The organism is Pseudoalteromonas sp. FUC4 (assembly GCF_008370255.1).
Lineage (GTDB): Bacteria > Pseudomonadota > Gammaproteobacteria > Enterobacterales > Alteromonadaceae > Pseudoalteromonas.
The window spans coordinates 267,778-284,030 of record NZ_SEUI01000003.1 but is presented as its reverse complement, the minus strand read 5'-3'; the positions used below and the strand labels follow the sequence as shown (position 1 = coordinate 284,030).

General features: G+C 40.5%; 18 protein-coding genes and 1 other RNA gene. 7 read left to right on the top strand and 12 right to left on the bottom strand.

The features are described 5' to 3' along the window. Positions 1 to 16: 16 nt before the first annotated feature. An RNA gene (gene rnpB, locus EU510_RS10825) (RNase P RNA component class A) lies at positions 17 to 380 on the bottom strand. Between the two features lie 41 nt (positions 381 to 421). Continuing rightward, complete coding sequence (gene rsmI, locus EU510_RS10820; RefSeq protein ID WP_149593501.1) at positions 422 to 1,279, bottom strand: 16S rRNA (cytidine(1402)-2'-O)-methyltransferase; 858 nt, start codon at positions 1,277 to 1,279, stop codon at positions 422 to 424. Positions 1,280 to 1,340: 61 nt separating this feature from the next. Between rsmI and EU510_RS10815 the strand changes: the two genes are divergently transcribed. From EU510_RS10815 to dolP, 4 genes are read left to right on the top strand one after another with little or no spacing between them, the layout of a single operon-like run. Continuing rightward, a complete protein-coding gene (locus EU510_RS10815) occupies positions 1,341 to 3,218 on the top strand; it encodes a penicillin-binding protein activator (RefSeq protein ID WP_149593500.1) in 1,878 nt (625 codons plus the stop codon). A gap of 24 nt (positions 3,219 to 3,242) precedes the next feature. After that, on the top strand, positions 3,243 to 3,614 hold the full coding sequence (locus tag EU510_RS10810) for a YraN family protein (protein WP_149593499.1): 372 nt from the start codon (positions 3,243 to 3,245) through the stop codon (positions 3,612 to 3,614). A 32-nt stretch (positions 3,615 to 3,646) separates the two neighbouring features. Further along, on the top strand, positions 3,647 to 4,240 hold the full coding sequence (locus EU510_RS10805; protein WP_002957968.1) for an SIS domain-containing protein: 594 nt from the start codon (positions 3,647 to 3,649) through the stop codon (positions 4,238 to 4,240). After that, the gene (dolP, locus tag EU510_RS10800) at positions 4,233 to 4,799 is read left to right on the top strand and encodes a division/outer membrane stress-associated lipid-binding lipoprotein (RefSeq protein ID WP_149593498.1); all 567 of its coding nucleotides are present in this window, start codon (positions 4,233 to 4,235) and stop codon (positions 4,797 to 4,799) included. Before EU510_RS10805 ends, dolP begins: the two co-directional genes overlap by 8 nt. Positions 4,800 to 4,858: 59 nt before the next feature. On the opposite strand, the gene EU510_RS10795 is transcribed toward dolP, so the two are convergent. The 8 genes from EU510_RS10795 to zapE all read right to left on the bottom strand — a co-directional run bounded on the left by EU510_RS10795 (position 4,859) and on the right by zapE (position 11,389). Continuing rightward, on the bottom strand, positions 4,859 to 5,296 hold the full coding sequence (locus EU510_RS10795; RefSeq protein WP_149593497.1) for a ClpXP protease specificity-enhancing factor: 438 nt from the start codon (positions 5,294 to 5,296) through the stop codon (positions 4,859 to 4,861). Then, a complete protein-coding gene (gene sspA / locus EU510_RS10790) occupies positions 5,296 to 5,922 on the bottom strand; it encodes a stringent starvation protein SspA (protein WP_149593496.1) in 627 nt (208 codons plus the stop codon). The genes EU510_RS10795 and sspA overlap by 1 nt, the downstream gene beginning before the upstream one ends. 80 nt (positions 5,923 to 6,002) lie before the next feature. Next, positions 6,003 to 6,752, bottom strand: coding sequence for a cytochrome c1 (locus EU510_RS10785; protein ID WP_002957964.1), 750 nt, complete (start codon positions 6,750 to 6,752; stop codon positions 6,003 to 6,005). Next, positions 6,749 to 8,014, bottom strand: coding sequence for a cytochrome b (locus EU510_RS10780; protein ID WP_149593495.1), 1,266 nt, complete (start codon positions 8,012 to 8,014; stop codon positions 6,749 to 6,751). The genes EU510_RS10785 and EU510_RS10780 overlap by 4 nt, the downstream gene beginning before the upstream one ends. Further along, positions 8,014 to 8,604: a ubiquinol-cytochrome c reductase iron-sulfur subunit gene (gene petA / locus EU510_RS10775; RefSeq protein ID WP_149593494.1), complete on the bottom strand. Its 591-nt coding sequence runs from the start codon at positions 8,602 to 8,604 to the stop codon at positions 8,014 to 8,016. Before petA ends, EU510_RS10780 begins: the two co-directional genes overlap by 1 nt. A 581-nt stretch (positions 8,605 to 9,185) precedes the next feature. After that, a complete protein-coding gene (gene rpsI / locus EU510_RS10770) occupies positions 9,186 to 9,578 on the bottom strand; it encodes a 30S ribosomal protein S9 (protein ID WP_024595789.1) in 393 nt (130 codons plus the stop codon). A gap of 8 nt (positions 9,579 to 9,586) precedes the next feature. After that, positions 9,587 to 10,015, bottom strand: coding sequence for a 50S ribosomal protein L13 (gene rplM, locus EU510_RS10765; protein WP_002957960.1), 429 nt, complete (start codon positions 10,013 to 10,015; stop codon positions 9,587 to 9,589). Between the two features lie 285 nt (positions 10,016 to 10,300). Beyond that, complete coding sequence (zapE, locus tag EU510_RS10760; RefSeq protein WP_149593493.1) at positions 10,301 to 11,389, bottom strand: cell division protein ZapE; 1,089 nt, start codon at positions 11,387 to 11,389, stop codon at positions 10,301 to 10,303. 135 nt (positions 11,390 to 11,524) lie between these two features. Between zapE and EU510_RS10755 the strand changes: the two genes are divergently transcribed. From EU510_RS10755 to EU510_RS10745, 3 genes are all read left to right on the top strand, one after another. Continuing rightward, the gene (locus EU510_RS10755; RefSeq protein ID WP_024595790.1) at positions 11,525 to 11,968 is read left to right on the top strand and encodes a YhcB family protein; all 444 of its coding nucleotides are present in this window, start codon (positions 11,525 to 11,527) and stop codon (positions 11,966 to 11,968) included. A gap of 129 nt (positions 11,969 to 12,097) precedes the next feature. Beyond that, positions 12,098 to 13,450 (top strand): Do family serine endopeptidase, encoded by a 1,353-nt coding sequence (locus EU510_RS10750; protein WP_149593492.1) that lies wholly within the window; start codon positions 12,098 to 12,100, stop codon positions 13,448 to 13,450. A gap of 102 nt (positions 13,451 to 13,552) precedes the next feature. After that, complete coding sequence (locus EU510_RS10745) at positions 13,553 to 14,635, top strand: trypsin-like peptidase domain-containing protein (protein ID WP_149593491.1); 1,083 nt, start codon at positions 13,553 to 13,555, stop codon at positions 14,633 to 14,635. An 86-nt stretch (positions 14,636 to 14,721) separates the two neighbouring features. Here EU510_RS10745 and murA read toward each other — a convergent pair whose 3' ends face one another. Further along, positions 14,722 to 15,981 carry a UDP-N-acetylglucosamine 1-carboxyvinyltransferase gene (murA, locus tag EU510_RS10740; RefSeq protein ID WP_149593490.1) on the bottom strand — a complete coding sequence of 420 codons (1,260 nt, stop codon included), beginning with the start codon at positions 15,979 to 15,981 and terminating at the stop codon, positions 14,722 to 14,724. A gap of 13 nt (positions 15,982 to 15,994) precedes the next feature. Further along, positions 15,995 to 16,252, bottom strand: coding sequence for a BolA family protein (locus tag EU510_RS10735; RefSeq protein ID WP_002957953.1), 258 nt, complete (start codon positions 16,250 to 16,252; stop codon positions 15,995 to 15,997). Between the last annotated feature and the right edge of the window lies 1 nt (position 16,253).

Below are 16,253 nucleotides of genomic sequence, written 5' to 3'. Positions count from 1 at the left end.
CGGGCTTTTAATTGAATGAGTGAGTCAGCCTATAAGCCGGGTTTTGTCCTTTCCGAAGAAAGTGATAATCATTCGTCTAGGCCATAAATCGCTCTATGGCTCAAGCAACCTACCCGGTTCCAACGTGGGCCACGCCATAAGGAACCCTATTTGGTCTTGCTCCGAGTGGAGTTTACCTTGCAACCGACTATTACTAGCGGCCCGGTGCGCTCTTACCGCACCCTTTCACCCTTACCAACCGAGGTTGGCGGTCTCCTCTCTGCTGCACTTGTCGTGGGCTCACGCCCCCCAGCCGTTAGCTGGCACTCTGCCCTATGGAGCCCGGACTTTCCTCCCCCTGATCATTTTCGTCACAGGCAGCGATCATCTTGGCTGACTCGGCGCGCAGTATACATGAGGCTAATACCAAGCGCAGTAAAATTTACTCTTTTTCTTCAATAATTGTTTTGTATAGTGCATTTTTTTTCATTCCAAAGTATTCAGCCACTACACCACAAGCTTTTTTCATTGGCATTTCACTCTCAAGAAGTGCCAACATTTTGCGTGCTTCAGGCGGTATATCGTCTACTAGTTTTGGTTTGCCCGGCAACATTAATACAATTTCGCCGCGTTGCTTAGTGGGATCATCTGTTAAAAACTGCTTTAACTCGCTTACGCTACCATTAAAAAAGGTTTCAAAGGTTTTGGTTAGCTCTTTAGCAAACACAACTTGCTGCTCATCACCAAGAGCTAGTGCTAAATCATCAAGGCTTGCCATAATACGGTGCGTACTTTCGTACATTATGCTGGTAATGCCTGAGTTAACAGCTTCGGTAAAAAAGTCTTGGCGAGCTTTGCTTTTAGCTGGCGTAAAACCAATAAACTGAAAACGATCGGTTGGTAAGCCTGAACAACATACGGCTGTAATTGCAGCACATGCACCTGGAACAGGTGTAACATGAGCGCCTTGTTCACGACATAGATTTACAACCGCGTAGCCTGGGTCACTAATTAGTGGCGTACCAGCGTCAGATACTAAAGCAATATTTAAACCTTGATTAAGTTGATCAATGATTTGTTGTGCTTTTTGCTTTTCATTGTGGTCGTGCAATGCAAACGTTTTTGCCTTAATTCCAAAGTGGCTAAGTAGCTTGCCTGTATGGCGAGTGTCTTCAGCAGCTATTAAGTCAACTTGCGATAATGTTGCAATGGCACGGTGACTTAAGTCGTCATAATTGCCAATTGGGGTGGCAACAATGTAAAGAGTGCCAATTTTCTGTGAATTCTCCTCATTTAACATTGAGGTCTCCTGCGTCAGTCAGTAATATAAGCAAATCGCGTTAACGTATTGGGAAATCATTGTGCGACTTAAACTAGTTAGTCTATTAATTATATTGTCAGGGTTATCGGCGTGTAGCACAACCGAAAAACCAACTAAAAACAGCGATAACGTAAGTAACCGCACTAATGCACTGCAAAATCAGGCAACCAGTGCGCAATCTATCTACCAATTGGCGCAAAACCGCCAAGGTGCCGATAAAATACAGTTATTGTATAGCGCCCGTGATGCTGCAATTAGTGAGCAAAACTGGCCTTTGTTAGAGAAAATCGGTAATGAGCTTGAATTAACCGCAAGTGTTGATCAAATCCAAAACCGTCTCTATATTGCATTTGCACAAAAACAACAGAATAAGAATGATCAAGCTTTGGTGATTTTGCAATCGCTAGACGGACAACTTACTCAACCCGAGCATTTTGCATGGCATCAGTTTTTAACAGCCAGTATTTATGCATCGCAAAATTTTCCAAAAAAAGCTGCCCCCTATTTCTTTAGAGCCTCTGAAACAGCCACAAAAAACAATATAGAAATCCCTCAGCTCAATCAAAATTTGTGGGATAACTTAAAACAGCTCTCTTCATACGCACTTGAACGTTTCAACCGTGGTTCGGTTATCCAGCAAGGCTGGGTAAACCTTGGTCTATATTATCAAGTATATGCAAGTAGCGGCGTGGAACTAGACCAAGCAATTAACAATTGGCGCAGACGCTATATTGGGCATCCGGCTTTTTCTGTATTACCAGAACAAGACGAAATGCTTACTGAACTTGCTCCTATCAATATAGAGCGTTTAGTTGTGTTGTTTCCACAATCAGGCCCTAACGAACGTTTAGGTGATGCCCTTAAAGCTGGCGTATTAGCTGCACTTGATACGCAAACTATCAACGACACTATTTTTATTGATGAAAACCTAAGTACAGAAGAAATCGCAGCACAACTTGAAGAAATAAAGCCTGACTTTGTAATTGGTCCTCTACTTAAAGCAAATATTGATAAACTAGCCAATGCACAAACTCTTATTGATACGCCAGTACTACATTTAAACACCTTTGATGGTGAGCGAATTTCGCTTCAGCACTATTACTTTGCACTAAACCCTGAGCACGAAGTACAACAAGCTCTGGAACACTTTTTAACTAAGGGCTATCAAAAGCCTATGCTGCTTGCGCCAAATAATTCCAATGGCCAACGTTTAGTTGATTATTTTAACCTACAGTGGCAACGCTACAGCGAAACCAAGCCGCAAATAGGTTTTTATAACGATAAAAAAGATATGCCGAACACAATTACCAACTTATTAGAAGTTGATAAGTCAAAAGATCGCATACAAACAGTTAAAGCATTATTTAGGCAAGAAGTAGAAAACGAAACGCGTTCACGCAGTGATATAGACGTTATTTATATTTTGGGTGATGCAATAGAAACTCGCTTAATTAAACCTTACCTTGATGTAAACGTCAGTACATTTGCTGATCGTATCCCACTTTATGCAAGCTCTAAAAGTCATAGTAAGCAAATTGACAGTACAGACAAAGGCGACTTAGACGGCCTATACTTCACTGAATTACCGTGGATGCTCGATTCGCAAATTAAACAACATAATTTACGCCAGCAGTACAACTCTCTATGGCCTGAGCAAATTGATATTAGCCAACGCTTATTTGCAATGGCGTACGATGCAGTATCAATACTACATGACATTAGACAGTTAAGCGTAATGCCAAGCAATCAATATAGTGGTTTAAGTGGTAAGTTATCTGTTAATACCAGCGGCCATATAGAACGTATGCTTGACTGGGCTCAATATACAAACCGTCGCATTAAGCCTGTGCAATTAGAAACACAACGCCCGGTACCATTGTTTATGCAATCAGCGGGTGATATACAAACTATAAATTAAACTTTATTAAGTTAAGGGGGCGGCATGTCGTGGTTTAAAGAGCTGTGGCACAATAGTCGCGAAAAAGGCCAGTATTATGAGCTTGAAGCGCAAAAATACTTAGTTACTCAAGGCTTAACACCCATTGAACGTAATTATTACTGCCCCTTTGGCGAGCTTGATGTCATTATGAAAGAAGGCGACATCCTTGTATTCATTGAGGTCAAGTTTCGCAAAAATAATGCCCGTGGCGGTGCCAACTATGCACTTAGCCCACAAAAACAAGCTCGATTGAAACGTAGTATTTATCATTACTTAGCAGCTAAAAATTTAACTAACCAAGCACTAAGAATTGATTATGTAGCCATTACAGGAGAAGCATCTCCTAATATTAATTGGCTTAAAAATGTATTTTAAACACAAATACAAAGATAAATTATTGGTAGGCTATGCAAGACACAATTAAAGAAATTTTTACAGAAAGCATTCAAGTTCAAATCGCTGCTGGTGAAGTGCTACCTAGTGCGCTTGAGTCGGCTGCATTTACTATTGCACAAAGTCTGATCAACGGAAATAAACTCATTTGCTGCGGTACTGCAAATTGCCACATGCTCGCCCAGCACATGGCGGGTGTATTGGTTAATCACTATGAAACCGAGCGTCCTTGTTTACCGGCAATTGCTCTATCGCAAGAAAACGTTAACCTTGGACAAAGTACTCAAGTAGACGATCACGATACATTTGCTCGTCAGGTCCGCGCTTTTGCTCAGCAAGGCGATTTATTGCTCGTACTGGCTATTAACGGTAACGAAAAACATGTTATTTCTGCCGTTGAAGCTGCACTAACTAAAGATATGAAGGTCATAGTTATGGTTGGTGATGATGGTGGCGAGTTGGTTGGCCTACTTGGCCCTAACGATGTTGAAATTAGATCTCCATCTAAACGCCCTAGCCGCATTATCGAATCCCATTTAGTTAACTTACATTGTTTAAGCGAACTGGTTGATTTAACGCTTTTCCCTCAGGATGAAAATTATGTTTAAACGCTCTCTTATTGTTTTAGGTACTGTTGTATTACTACAAGGCTGCGCAGCTGCTGTTGTAGCAGGTACAGCCAGTGCAGTAACTGCAGCGAACGATCGCCGTACCATTGGCTCTCAGATTGACGATAACAATATTGAAATAAAAGCCAGTATTGCACTTAGCGAAGTAGAACGCCTTGAAAAATTTGCCAATATAAGCGCTGTAAGCGTTAACGGTATTGTTTTACTTGTTGGCCAAGTTGCTAATGAAGAAATGAGAAACGAAGCGCAGCGCACCATTGAGGGCGTTTCAGGTATTCGTAAAATACATAACCAAATTCGTATTGGTTCAAATATTGGCATTACAACACAAACTCACGACTCTTGGCTTACTTCTAAAGTAAAAGGCCAGCTACTAACCGCAAAAGACATTAGCAGTAATAATATTAAAGTTGTTACAGAAAACGCTGAAGTATTTTTAATGGGTTTAGTGTCTGATGCAGAATCTACGCAAGCTGTAAATATTGCTCGAAATGTATCTGGCGTAGAGCGTGTAATTAAAGTATTTGAATATATGTAAACACAAAACACAGACATAAAAAAACCGCTTATTAAGCGGTTTTTTTTGGCATTTACTTATTATTTAATAACGCGTAAATGAGAGCCTTTTTTCTTCTCTGGCTTTTCTGGTGGTGTTTCATCAATAAACTCAGCTGATGAATCAACACTTTCAAGCTCAGGTACAAAATCGTCTTCGTCCTCTAAAAACTCATCTGCAGTAAAGACTGTTCCTTCGCCATTTTCACGCGCGTATATTGCAAGCACAGCACCTAGAGGCACATACACTTGCATTGGCTGACCACCAAAGCGCGCATTGAAGCTAAGTTGGGTTAAGTCTAACGAAAACTGTGTGACTGCTGATGGACTTATGTTTAAAACAATTTGTCCGTCTTGAACAAATTGTGTTGGCACTTGTACATTTGCAAACCCAGCGTCCACCACTAAATGCGGCGTACACTCGTTATCGACTATCCAATCAAAAAAAGCACGTAATAAATAAGGACGATTAGGCGTCATTATAAACGGATCTCACGCTCAGCTTCAGTTAAAGAGGCTTGGAATGACTCACGTTCAAATAAACGGATCATGTACTCTTTAAGCTCTTTAGAACCTGCACCATTAAGCTCAATACCAAACTCTGGTAAACGCCACAGTAGTGGAGCTAAATAACAATCTACTAAACTAAACTCTTCACTCATAAAGTAAGGTGCTTCGCTAAAAATAGGTGCTATAGCAAGTAATGCTTCTGTTAGCTCTTTACGAGCTTGAGCAGCATCTGACGTGTTGTTACTGATTTTGTCAGCTAGGCTGTACCAATCAGTATCAATACGATGCATCATTAAGCGGCTACGACCACGCATTACCGGGTAAACAGGCATTAGTGGAGGATGAGGAAAACGCTCATCAAGGTATTCCATGATGATGTTTGCCTGGTATAAACCAAGCTCACGGTCAATCAGTGTTGGCACTGTGCCGTAAGGGTTAATTTCGTGAAGTGCTTCTGGCAAATTATCTTTTTCAGCCAAATGAATATCTACACTTACACCTTTCTCCGCAAGTACAATACGTACTTGGTGGCTATACATACAGTTAGCACCAGAAAAAAGGGTCATTACAGGGCGCTTATTGGCAGCTACGGCCATGCCTATACCTCCATTAAATAACTAAAACAGCAAAAGGGGCTTAAGCCCCTATTGCAAAATTACCTTTAAAAATGTTCAACTTAATGAACATCTCTCCAGTATTCTTTCTTAAGCATAAATGCCAAGATAAACAGAATTATTAAGAATCCTATTACCTTAATACCTAGCGCTTCCGATTCAAGACGTGAAGGTTCACCCACGTACTCAAGGAAGTTTGTTAAATCACGAGCCGCTTGGTCGTATTCATCTACGCTTAATTCACCCGTACCATCAGTTTCAGTAGCAATAACTTTGGTCACAGTGTGGCCATGTTCTTCTACTTCTTTAGTGATAGGCGTTGGTAAACCTTGTAGTTCTTGAAGAACATGAGGCATACCTACCGATGGAAAAACAATATTGTTAACTCCAAACGGGCGAGATTCATCTTTATAAAACGATTTTAGGTACGTGTAAATATAATCTGGTGATTTTACACGTGCAATTAGAGTTAAATCCGGCGGAGCCGCACCAAACCACTTTGCTGCATCGTCTTTTGTAATTGCGTTGGTGATATGGCTACCTACTTTAGAGCCGTCAAAAATTAACTGCTCTAAACCAACTTCTGTTGGGATACCGATATCACGAAAAGTACGCTCATAACGTTGATACTGCATTTGGTGACAACCAAGACAGTAGTTCATGAACAACTTTGCACCGCGTTGTAAAGATGGTTGATCAGTAAGGTCGTTATTCGCTTCCATTAAAGGAACCGACGGACCTGCAGCCATAACCATGTTAGGCAACAAGTTTACTGATAAAGCAAATAAACCAATAATAAGCTTCTTCATCATTTCGTTAACCTCTCTGGCAATGGCTTAGTTTTTTCGTTCTTACTGTATACAAACAACAGTACGAAGAACATAAAGTAAGTCACAGTACAGATTTGAGAAATAATCGTTTTCATATCAGTTTGTGGAGTTGCACCCACCCAACCAAGAAGAACGAAAGTTACAACAAAGCCTGCAATGTTCCATTTATGGAAACCACAACGGTAACGAACCGATTTAACTCTACCACGGTCTACCCAAGGTAGTAATGCAAGTACTACAATCGATGCACCCATCGCCGCAACGCCGATTAACTTATCAGGGATTGCACGTAAGATTGCATAGAATGGCGTAAAGTACCAAACCGGGAAAATATGCTCAGGTGTTTTAAGTGGGTTAGCTGCCTCGAAGTTTGGACCTTCTAAGAAGAAGCCATTCATCGCCGGCATAAAGAACACAACCCAACAAAACAGTATTAAGAAACCAACCACACCCACAATATCTTTAACTGTGTAGTAAGGGTGGAACGGTATCGCATCAACAATATCTTTTTTGTTAGTGTAATACTCATGGAATTTAAATTTAGACTTATCTTCTTCAGCTACAGAGCCTTTCTTACGTTTAATCTCAACACCATCAGGGTTATTTGAACCCACTTCGTGTAGAGCAACAATGTGTAAGAAAACTAAGATTACAATAACCAGTGGTAGTGCAATTACATGTAATGCAAAGAAGCGGTTAAGCGTTGCACCTGATATTACGTAGTCACCACGGATCCAAAGTGTTAAGTCATCACCAATAACCGGAATAGCACCGAATAATGAAATGATTACCTGTGCGCCCCAGAACGACATTTGGCCCCATGGTAATAAGTACCCCATGAATGCTTCAGCCATTAGCGCTAAGAAAATAAACATACCGAATAACCACAGTAATTCACGCGGTTTTTGGTAAGAACCGTAGATCATGCCACGGAACATATGCATGTATACAACGATGAAAAACGCTGATGCACCTGTTGAGTGCAAATAACGTAGTAACCAGCCATATTCTACATCACGCATGATGTACTCTACCGAGGCAAAAGCACCTTCAGCAGATGGAACAAAGTTCATCGTTAACCAAATACCTGTAAGTATCTGGTTTACTAGTACTAACATGGCTAGTGAGCCAAAAAAGTACCAGAAGTTAAAGTTTTTAGGTGCTGGATACTGTGCAATGTGCATGTTCCAAGTACGTGTCATTGGGATTCGGTCGTCTATCCAACCAATAAGCTTACCAAACATTAGGCTACCCCTTTTTCTTCGCCCACTAAAATAGTGGTGTCATCTAGAAAAGTATAAGGTGGTATTTCTAAGTTTAATGGGGCAGGTACCGATTGAAATACTCGACCAGCCATATCAAATTTAGAACCGTGGCACGGGCAGTAGAAACCGTCATCAGTCCCTTCTACTTTCTCACCAAAATTACCTTGTAAAAAGCCTGGTGAACATCCTAAATGCGTACAGATACCTACAGCCAAAAATATTTCTGGACGTAATGAACGGTAATCATTTGTTGATGATTCTAATTGTTGTGGCTCTTGCGATTGCGGATCACGAAGTTGACCTTCATGTTCTTTCATCTGCTCAAGCATTTTTGGGGTACGTGATACAACCCATACAGGTTTACCACGCCACTCGACACGTATTAATTGTCCAGGCTCAAGTTTGCTGATATCTACTTCTACAGGCGCACCCGCAGATTTAGCTCGCTCACTTGGATTCCAAGACGCAATAAAAGGAACAGCAGCCCCAGCCGCACCAACACCACCTACAACAGAGGTAGCTATGGTTAAAAAGCGACGTCGGCCATTGTCTACAGGCGCATTGCTCATCCACTTATCTCCACTATGATTCTCAACACTTGCTATATTGAGAACATCAGTTACAGCAGGTTAATTATTCGAAATTTTTAAAATAGAAGCGATCATAATTAAAACCCTTGATTAAAACAAGGTTATTCAAAGCCCCATGCTCGAATAAACCTGACTTGATCAAAAATTTGATTAAGCTAGCTCGAGAATAAAGCCGAACGACTATAATAACGCTTCTGTAAAAACAATATACTGACCGAGATCWACACCACTAAGAGGAAACAGTAAAAACTGTACATAGTTTAGTTAAACTCACTCATTTTACTTCCACGCCAATTGTAGCAAAAAATTCCACCAATTAACTGATGGATTTAAACTAATTACGATAATTATTTAACTTTTTTGCAGCTATCTGAGTGTTTTTTAACTTTCGTTCGATTAATACGCAGTTATTAATGAATTTGATCATCATTAATTACAGCAATACCAAGTATGGCAGCCGCTATAAACAAATTTAAATTAAGTAGTAAATGTAAACTTTTTGATTTGAAAACAAAAAACCCAGCATAAGCTGGGTTTTTGAATTCTTGATAACGTATAGATTAACGTTTTGAGAACTGTGGACGCTTACGCGCTTTCTTAAGACCCACTTTCTTACGTTCAACTTTACGTGCATCACGTGTAACAAAACCTGCTTTACGAAGTTGTGGACGTAGTGACTCGTCAAACTCCATAAGTGCACGAGTGATACCGTGACGGATAGCACCAGCTTGACCAGTTGTACCACCACCAGAAACGGTGATGTAAAGGTCAAATTTTTCAGTCATATCAACTAGCTCAAGAGCTTGATGAACAACCATGCGTGCTGTTTCGCGACCAAAATACTCTTCTAGAGAGCGTTTGTTGATTACGATGTTACCAGTGCCTGGGCGTAAGAATACGCGAGCACTTGAACTTTTACGACGACCTGTACCGTAGTATTGATTTGCCATGATGGTGCTCCTTAAATGTCTAGAACCTGAGGCTGTTGTGCAGCATGGTTATGCTCAGTACCTGCGTAAACTTTAAGTTTACGGTACATAGCGCGGCCTAAAGGACCACGTGGCAACATGCCTTTTACAGCTTTCTCGATGATCATTTCAGGCTTTGCAGCTTGAAGTTTATCAAAAGTAGTAGACTTAAGGCCACCTGGAAAACCAGAGTGAGCGTAGTACACTTTATCTTTGAATTTGTTACCAGTTACAGTAACTTTTTCAGCGTTGATAACGATGATGTAATCACCAGTATCTACGTGAGGAGTGTATTCAGCTTTATGCTTACCGCGTAGGCGGTGAGCGATTTCAGTAGCGATGCGACCTAAAGTTTTACCTTCAGCGTCAACTACGTACCAGTCACGTTTTACTGTTTCTGGTTTAGCAACAAACGTTTTCATTTATAAAAATCCAATGTTTTTCAATTAAAACCACAAGTAGTTAATATTAACTACTGCTCTAAGTTTGCTATAACCCCTTCGAGTTTTAGACTTTTGCGCCGCTCACAAGTGGCTAGACTATATGAGGACATAGAACGCAACGTGGCAGACGCGGGAGTATACCAGCACTTAAAACACATTGCTACTCGCCGGTTGTTTTTTCCACAAGAAATTTCAGAAATAAGAGATACTATATATGTACCTCTTATTTTTTGCAGTAGGCCCATTACACATTTACTTACTTATTTAAACTAAATGCTCTCTAGCTAAATATTCTAAGGATTGCATTTCTTGTAAACGACTAATACAACGCTTAAATTCAAAGTTTAAATTACCTTGGGTATAAAGTTCGGTAATAGGCTTCTCAGCCGATATTATTAAAGTTACGTGGCGCTCGTAAAATTCATCCACTAAAGCAATAAATCGTCTAGCAGCATCATCATTAGTTTGCCCGAGCTGTTTTACGTTAGAAATAATCACTGTGTTGTATAAGCGGCTAATCTCCATGTAATCGACCTGGCTACGCGCTGTTTCGCACAATTCACTAAACTCAAACATCACAACACTTTTAGCTACTTTTCGCGTTTTGATTAAACGGCCTTCTATTTCTATCGGTTCATCTAATTGCCCTGGCTCTGGCGATAACTTATCGAAGTACTCAAATAGGTTTTTATCTGCATCTTCATCTAACGGACTATGAAAAATTTCGGCTTGCTCTAAAGTACGTAATCGGTAATCGATACCTGAATCTACATTAACTATCTCGGTATTTTTTTTAACAAGCTCAATAGCTGGCATAAAACGCGCTCGCTGTAAGCCATTTCTGTAAAGTTCATCAGGCACTATATTAGAGGTTGCTACAAGTACTATGCCTCGTGCAAATAGTGCTTCCATTAAGCCACCTAATAGCATTGCATCAGTAATGTCTTGTACAAAAAACTCATCAAAGCAAATAATGTCTGTTTCAGCTTTAAAAGTGTCAGCAATTTTTTCTAATGGATTAGCCGTGTTATTTAATTTTTTAAGCTCGTTATGTACTCGATGCATAAATCGATGAAAATGCACTCGCATTTTACGTGTGCCCGGCAGTGATTCGTAAAAAGTATCAACTAAATAGGTTTTACCACGCCCTACTCCGCCCCAAAAGTACAAACCTTTAATAGGCGTTGGCTCATCATTGTTAAATAACTTAGCAAAAAAACCTTTTGGTGCTGGCTTTGCCTGAGTTAAGTCATCGTATAGGCGTTGTAAATGGCGCACAGCATTTTCTTGCGCTGCGTCATGTACAAAGTCATCTCGCTTCAAATCTTGTTGGTATGTTTGCCAAGGAGTCATATCTATTTACAGTTAAAACACAGTTTAATTTGCAAAGTATATTAACACGCATCATAACTCGGGGTATATTACACTTAATATGATTTATAATTGAATCAAGCATTCGTTAGTTATTTTCCCAAAGGGGTAGTTTTTATGGGCACAGTTATGTGGGTAGGTTTGATTGTTATTGTTGCTGTTGTAGCATTTTTTATTGGTGCATTTGTAACTAAAAAACAATTCAAACAAGATGAACTAAAAGAGCAAGCGGAACAAGCACAAAGTGCGCTTGAGCAGTATCGCCAAGATGTCGCTGATCATTTAGCGAATACTGGTAAGCTCGTAAATAAAATGAAAGAAAACTATGATCAACTACTTAGTCACGTTGAAGAAACAAACCAGCTTCTTCTAGAAGATAGAAATAAAGCACCAGCTGAACCTTATTTCTCTAAAGAAACAACCGAACAATTACAAGCATCTTTAAAAGAGCGTCGTTCAGACCGCTCTTCTGCAGAAGCGCAACCAGCTGATTATGTATCAGGTGAATCCGGTTTATTTGCTGGTCAAAATAAAGTTTCAGAACATTCTAAAGCATCTTGATGAACTTTTTTTTGACCCCATAGTCTTTAGATATAACAGCTTTGTTGTTTTATCTTAATAAACCGAAAAGGGCTGCTGTAAAGTAGCCCTTTTTGTTTTGCTTTATCTTAAGTGGAGTTACCCCTGACTATGAAAATGAAATTATCACTTATCAGCGCAGCTATTCTATCTACAAGCTTATTAATGAGCCCTGTAGCGTCTTATGCAAAAATGCCAATTGCAGTAAATGGTCAACAACTACCAACTCTTGCCCCCATGCTAGAGAAAATATCTCCAGGTGTTGTAAGTATCCAAGTTTCAGGCTCAAAAGAAGTACGCCGCCGTGCAGATCCGCTTGAATACTTTTTTGGACAGCAACAGCCTCGCAGTCAAAAGCGTCAATTCAGTGGGTTAGGCTCTGGGGTAATTATTGATGCTGATGAGGGTTATGTAGTCACTAATAATCACGTAATCCAAGATGCCGAAAAAATGGTAGTAACTCTCGAAGATGGCCGTGAATTTGAAGCAACTAAAATTGGTACTGATACAGAATCAGACATCGCTCTTTTACAAATAGACGCTGATGACTTAACTGAAATAAAACTCGCAAACTCCGATAGCTTACGAGTGGGCGACTTTGCTGTCGCTATTGGTAACCCATTTGGGCTTAGCCACACAGTTACATCTGGTATTGTTAGTGCGCTTGGCCGTAGTGGTTTAAATATTGAGGGCTACGAAGATTTCATTCAAACCGATGCAGCTATTAACCAAGGTAATTCTGGCGGTGCATTAGTTAACTTAAACGGTGAATTGATCGGTATCAACACTGCTATTTTAGGTGCTTCTGGCGGTAACGTGGGTATTGGTTTTGCCATTCCATCAAACATGATGAAAAACTTAGTTGATCAAATTGTTGAACACGGTGAAGTACGCCGTGGCTCGCTAGGTATTTCTGGCCGACCACTTGATGCAGGCCTTGCTAAAGCGCAGCAACTTGACGTTAAACAAGGTGCTTATGTAATGCAAGTAATGGACGACACTGCTGCAAGTAAAGCAGGTATAAAAGCAGGTGACGTAATTGTTAGCATTAATGGCGGTGATATTAGTGGTTTCCACGAACTACGCAGCAAAATAGCGACCTTGGGTGAAGGCCGGGAGATAAAATTAGGCATTTACCGCGATGGTAAAATTAAAACAGTGAAAGTAACTCTTGATGGTGCATCAGGTATTACAGCGACCGGTGAAGAGCTCCATCCTGCGTTCCAAGGCGCAGAGCTCGAAAACGTGCAAAAAAATAGTAATAAAGGTGTTGAGGTTACTTCTGTAGACCCTCGCTCACCTTCTGCACGTGTTGGCCTTGAAGAAGGTGATATTATTATGCAAGTGAATCGCCAACGAGTAGAAACTATTCGTGATATGAATAAGATTATCGAAAACACCAAAGGTAATATCGTACTTGGCGTGCAACGTGGCCGTGAGTCTATATTTATTTTAATTCAGTAATAAATAGCACTATTAATGTAATAAAAATAACAGTGGCACTTGCCGCTGTTATTTTTTTTATGTCATCATAAAGAGATTGCTCACTTACATAATAAGAAAACTGTGCTGAAATTAATAAAATTTATTCTTCCCCCTTTATTTGCAGGTCTAAGTATTGCTTTTTTAGTGGTTTTTTTCAGCCCTAATATGCGAGCCGCCTTACTTCCTAATGTTCCCCTCCCAAGTGCGATGAGTGCGAGTCACCTGAGTTTTTCTGATGCAGTTAAACGAGCAGCTCCTTCAGTAGTTACTATTTTTTCAGAAAGCATTTCCAAAGAACCTCGTTATAAAAGAAAAAACACGGTACAAGAGCTAGGCTCTGGCGTCATTATGTCGCAAGACGGGTATATTCTTACTAACTACCATGTTGTGAATAATGCAGACCAAATTATGGTTATTCTTACCGATGGTCGGCGCTTTTTTGACGTGCAGTTAATTGGTTTTGATACTATTACTGATTTAGCACTATTAAAAATAAACGCTGATCATTTACCTGTTATCCCTGTTGATGATGACTATTCATCAAGTGTTGGCGACGTCGTGCTTGCAATTGGTAACCCACTTAATTTAGGCCAGACCATTACGCAAGGAATTATCAGCGCGACGGGTAAACAAAAAATTACCGACAGCCCTTATAACAACTTATTGCAAATGGATGCAGCTATTAACGTGGGTAACTCTGGTGGGGCGTTGGTGAACTCAAATGGTGACTTAGTGGGCATCACTTCGGCACAATTTAAAACGCGTGAGAACCTGAATATTCAAGGAATATTTTTTGCGGTTCCTTACTCACTTGCTAAAAAAGTGATGGGTAAACTCATTCGTCACGGTCGAGTTGTACGCGGCTATTTAGGCTTTGAAGGCACTGCAGTAGATAGTACAGGTAAAGAAGTAAACGACAGCCTAACGCCGGTTACCGGCATGCGCATTACTAATTTAGACCCTTTGGGGCCAGCATGGCAAGCGGGTATTGAAGAGCAAGATATTGTCATAAAAATTGCAGGGCTTTCGGTAGCAAACCCACAAAAAGTGCTTGAAAAAATAGGTAATACGGAGCCAGGTAAAGAAATAGAATTTGAGCTTTACAGAGATGGGAAAATAGAAAAAATAATGGTGGTGGTAGCTGAGCTTGAAACAAAGCTCTAAAAAAGAGTAATACTAATCGTCAATAAAAAGGTCGGATAGCAATTTGCGTATCCGACCTTTTTTAAATAGCTTAACTAGTTATCTACTTAGCTACTTCTACGTTTAATGTTTGCGCCTAATGCACTTAGTTTATCTTCAATGCGCTGATAACCTCTATCAACGTGGTAAATACGGTCAACAACCGTTTCACCTTGTGCCACTATACCTGTTAAAATTAAACTAGCTGAAGCGCGTAAATCGGTTGCCATTACTTGCGCACCCGTTAAGCTTTCAGTCTCACCACAAATTGCGGTATGCCCTTCTAAACGAATATTAGCGCCCATACGCTGCAACTCTGGTACATGCATAAAACGGTTTTCAAAAATCGTTTCTGTGATCGTTGCACTACCATTTGCTACTACATTCAATGCTGTAAACTGAGCTTGCATATCCGTAGGAAAACCTGGGTGCGGAGCTGTTTTAATATTCACGGCTCTAAGTTCACGGCCGCGCATATCAAGATAAATACTATCGTTATGTACTTCTAGGTGTGCATTCGTAGCACGTAGCTTTTCAATAACAGGTTCAAGAGAATGAAAGTCTGTATTTTTACAAAGTACTTCACCGCCCGCCATTGCTGCTGCGACTAAAAACGTCCCCGTTTCAATTCGGTCAGGTAAAATACTGTGCTCACAGCCAGCTAAACGCTCAACGCCCTCAACTTCAATGCGGCTGGTACCTGCACCCGTAATTTTAGCGCCCATAGCAATTAGGCAGTTAGCTAAATCAATTATTTCAGGCTCGCGTGCCGCATTATCAAGTATGGTTTTACCATCAGCCAGGGCCGCTGCCATTAATAGGTTTTCGGTAGCGCCTACGCTTACCATTTCCATAAAAATTTCAGCGCCTTTTAAGCGACCATTTACCTTGGCATTAATATAACCATTTTCAACGTTTATTTGTGCGCCCATGCGCTCCAAGCCTTGAATATGAATATCAACCGGACGAGCACCAATGGCGCACCCACCAGGTAAAGACACTTGAGCCTCACCAAAACGAGCCACTAGAGGGCCTAATGCAAGCACAGATGCGCGCATTTGCTTTACTAAGTCGTAAGGCGCTAATGTTTTATCAACCGTTGCACCGTCAATCACTAGCGTATCGCCATGCCAATTAACATCAGCACCTAAAGTTTTTAACAAGGCTTCAGTGGTCACTATGTCGCGAAGACGCGGCACATTAGTAAAGATACTTTTACCATCAGCTAATAGCGAAGCAAATAAAATAGGAAGTGCGGCATTTTTAGCGCCCGAAATAGTCACTTCACCAGCAAGTGAAGTGCCACCTTGAATTACAAATTGATCCATTAGGAGGCCCTAGTTATTGCGGTAAAATAAATTTTTGTTCACGCTTCCACTCTACAGGAGTAAATGCACGAATAGATACTGCGTGAATTGTCCCATCTGAAATTGTATTCATTAATGGACCATAAACTAGCTGCTGCTTTTTAACTCGGCTTAAACCGTCAAAGCATTCGCCTACTGCAACAACTTCATAATGACTACCATTGGCTTTTACATGTACTTCGGCTAATTGAAGTTCTTCGCGTAATAATGTTTCGACTTGGCTAGTTTCCATA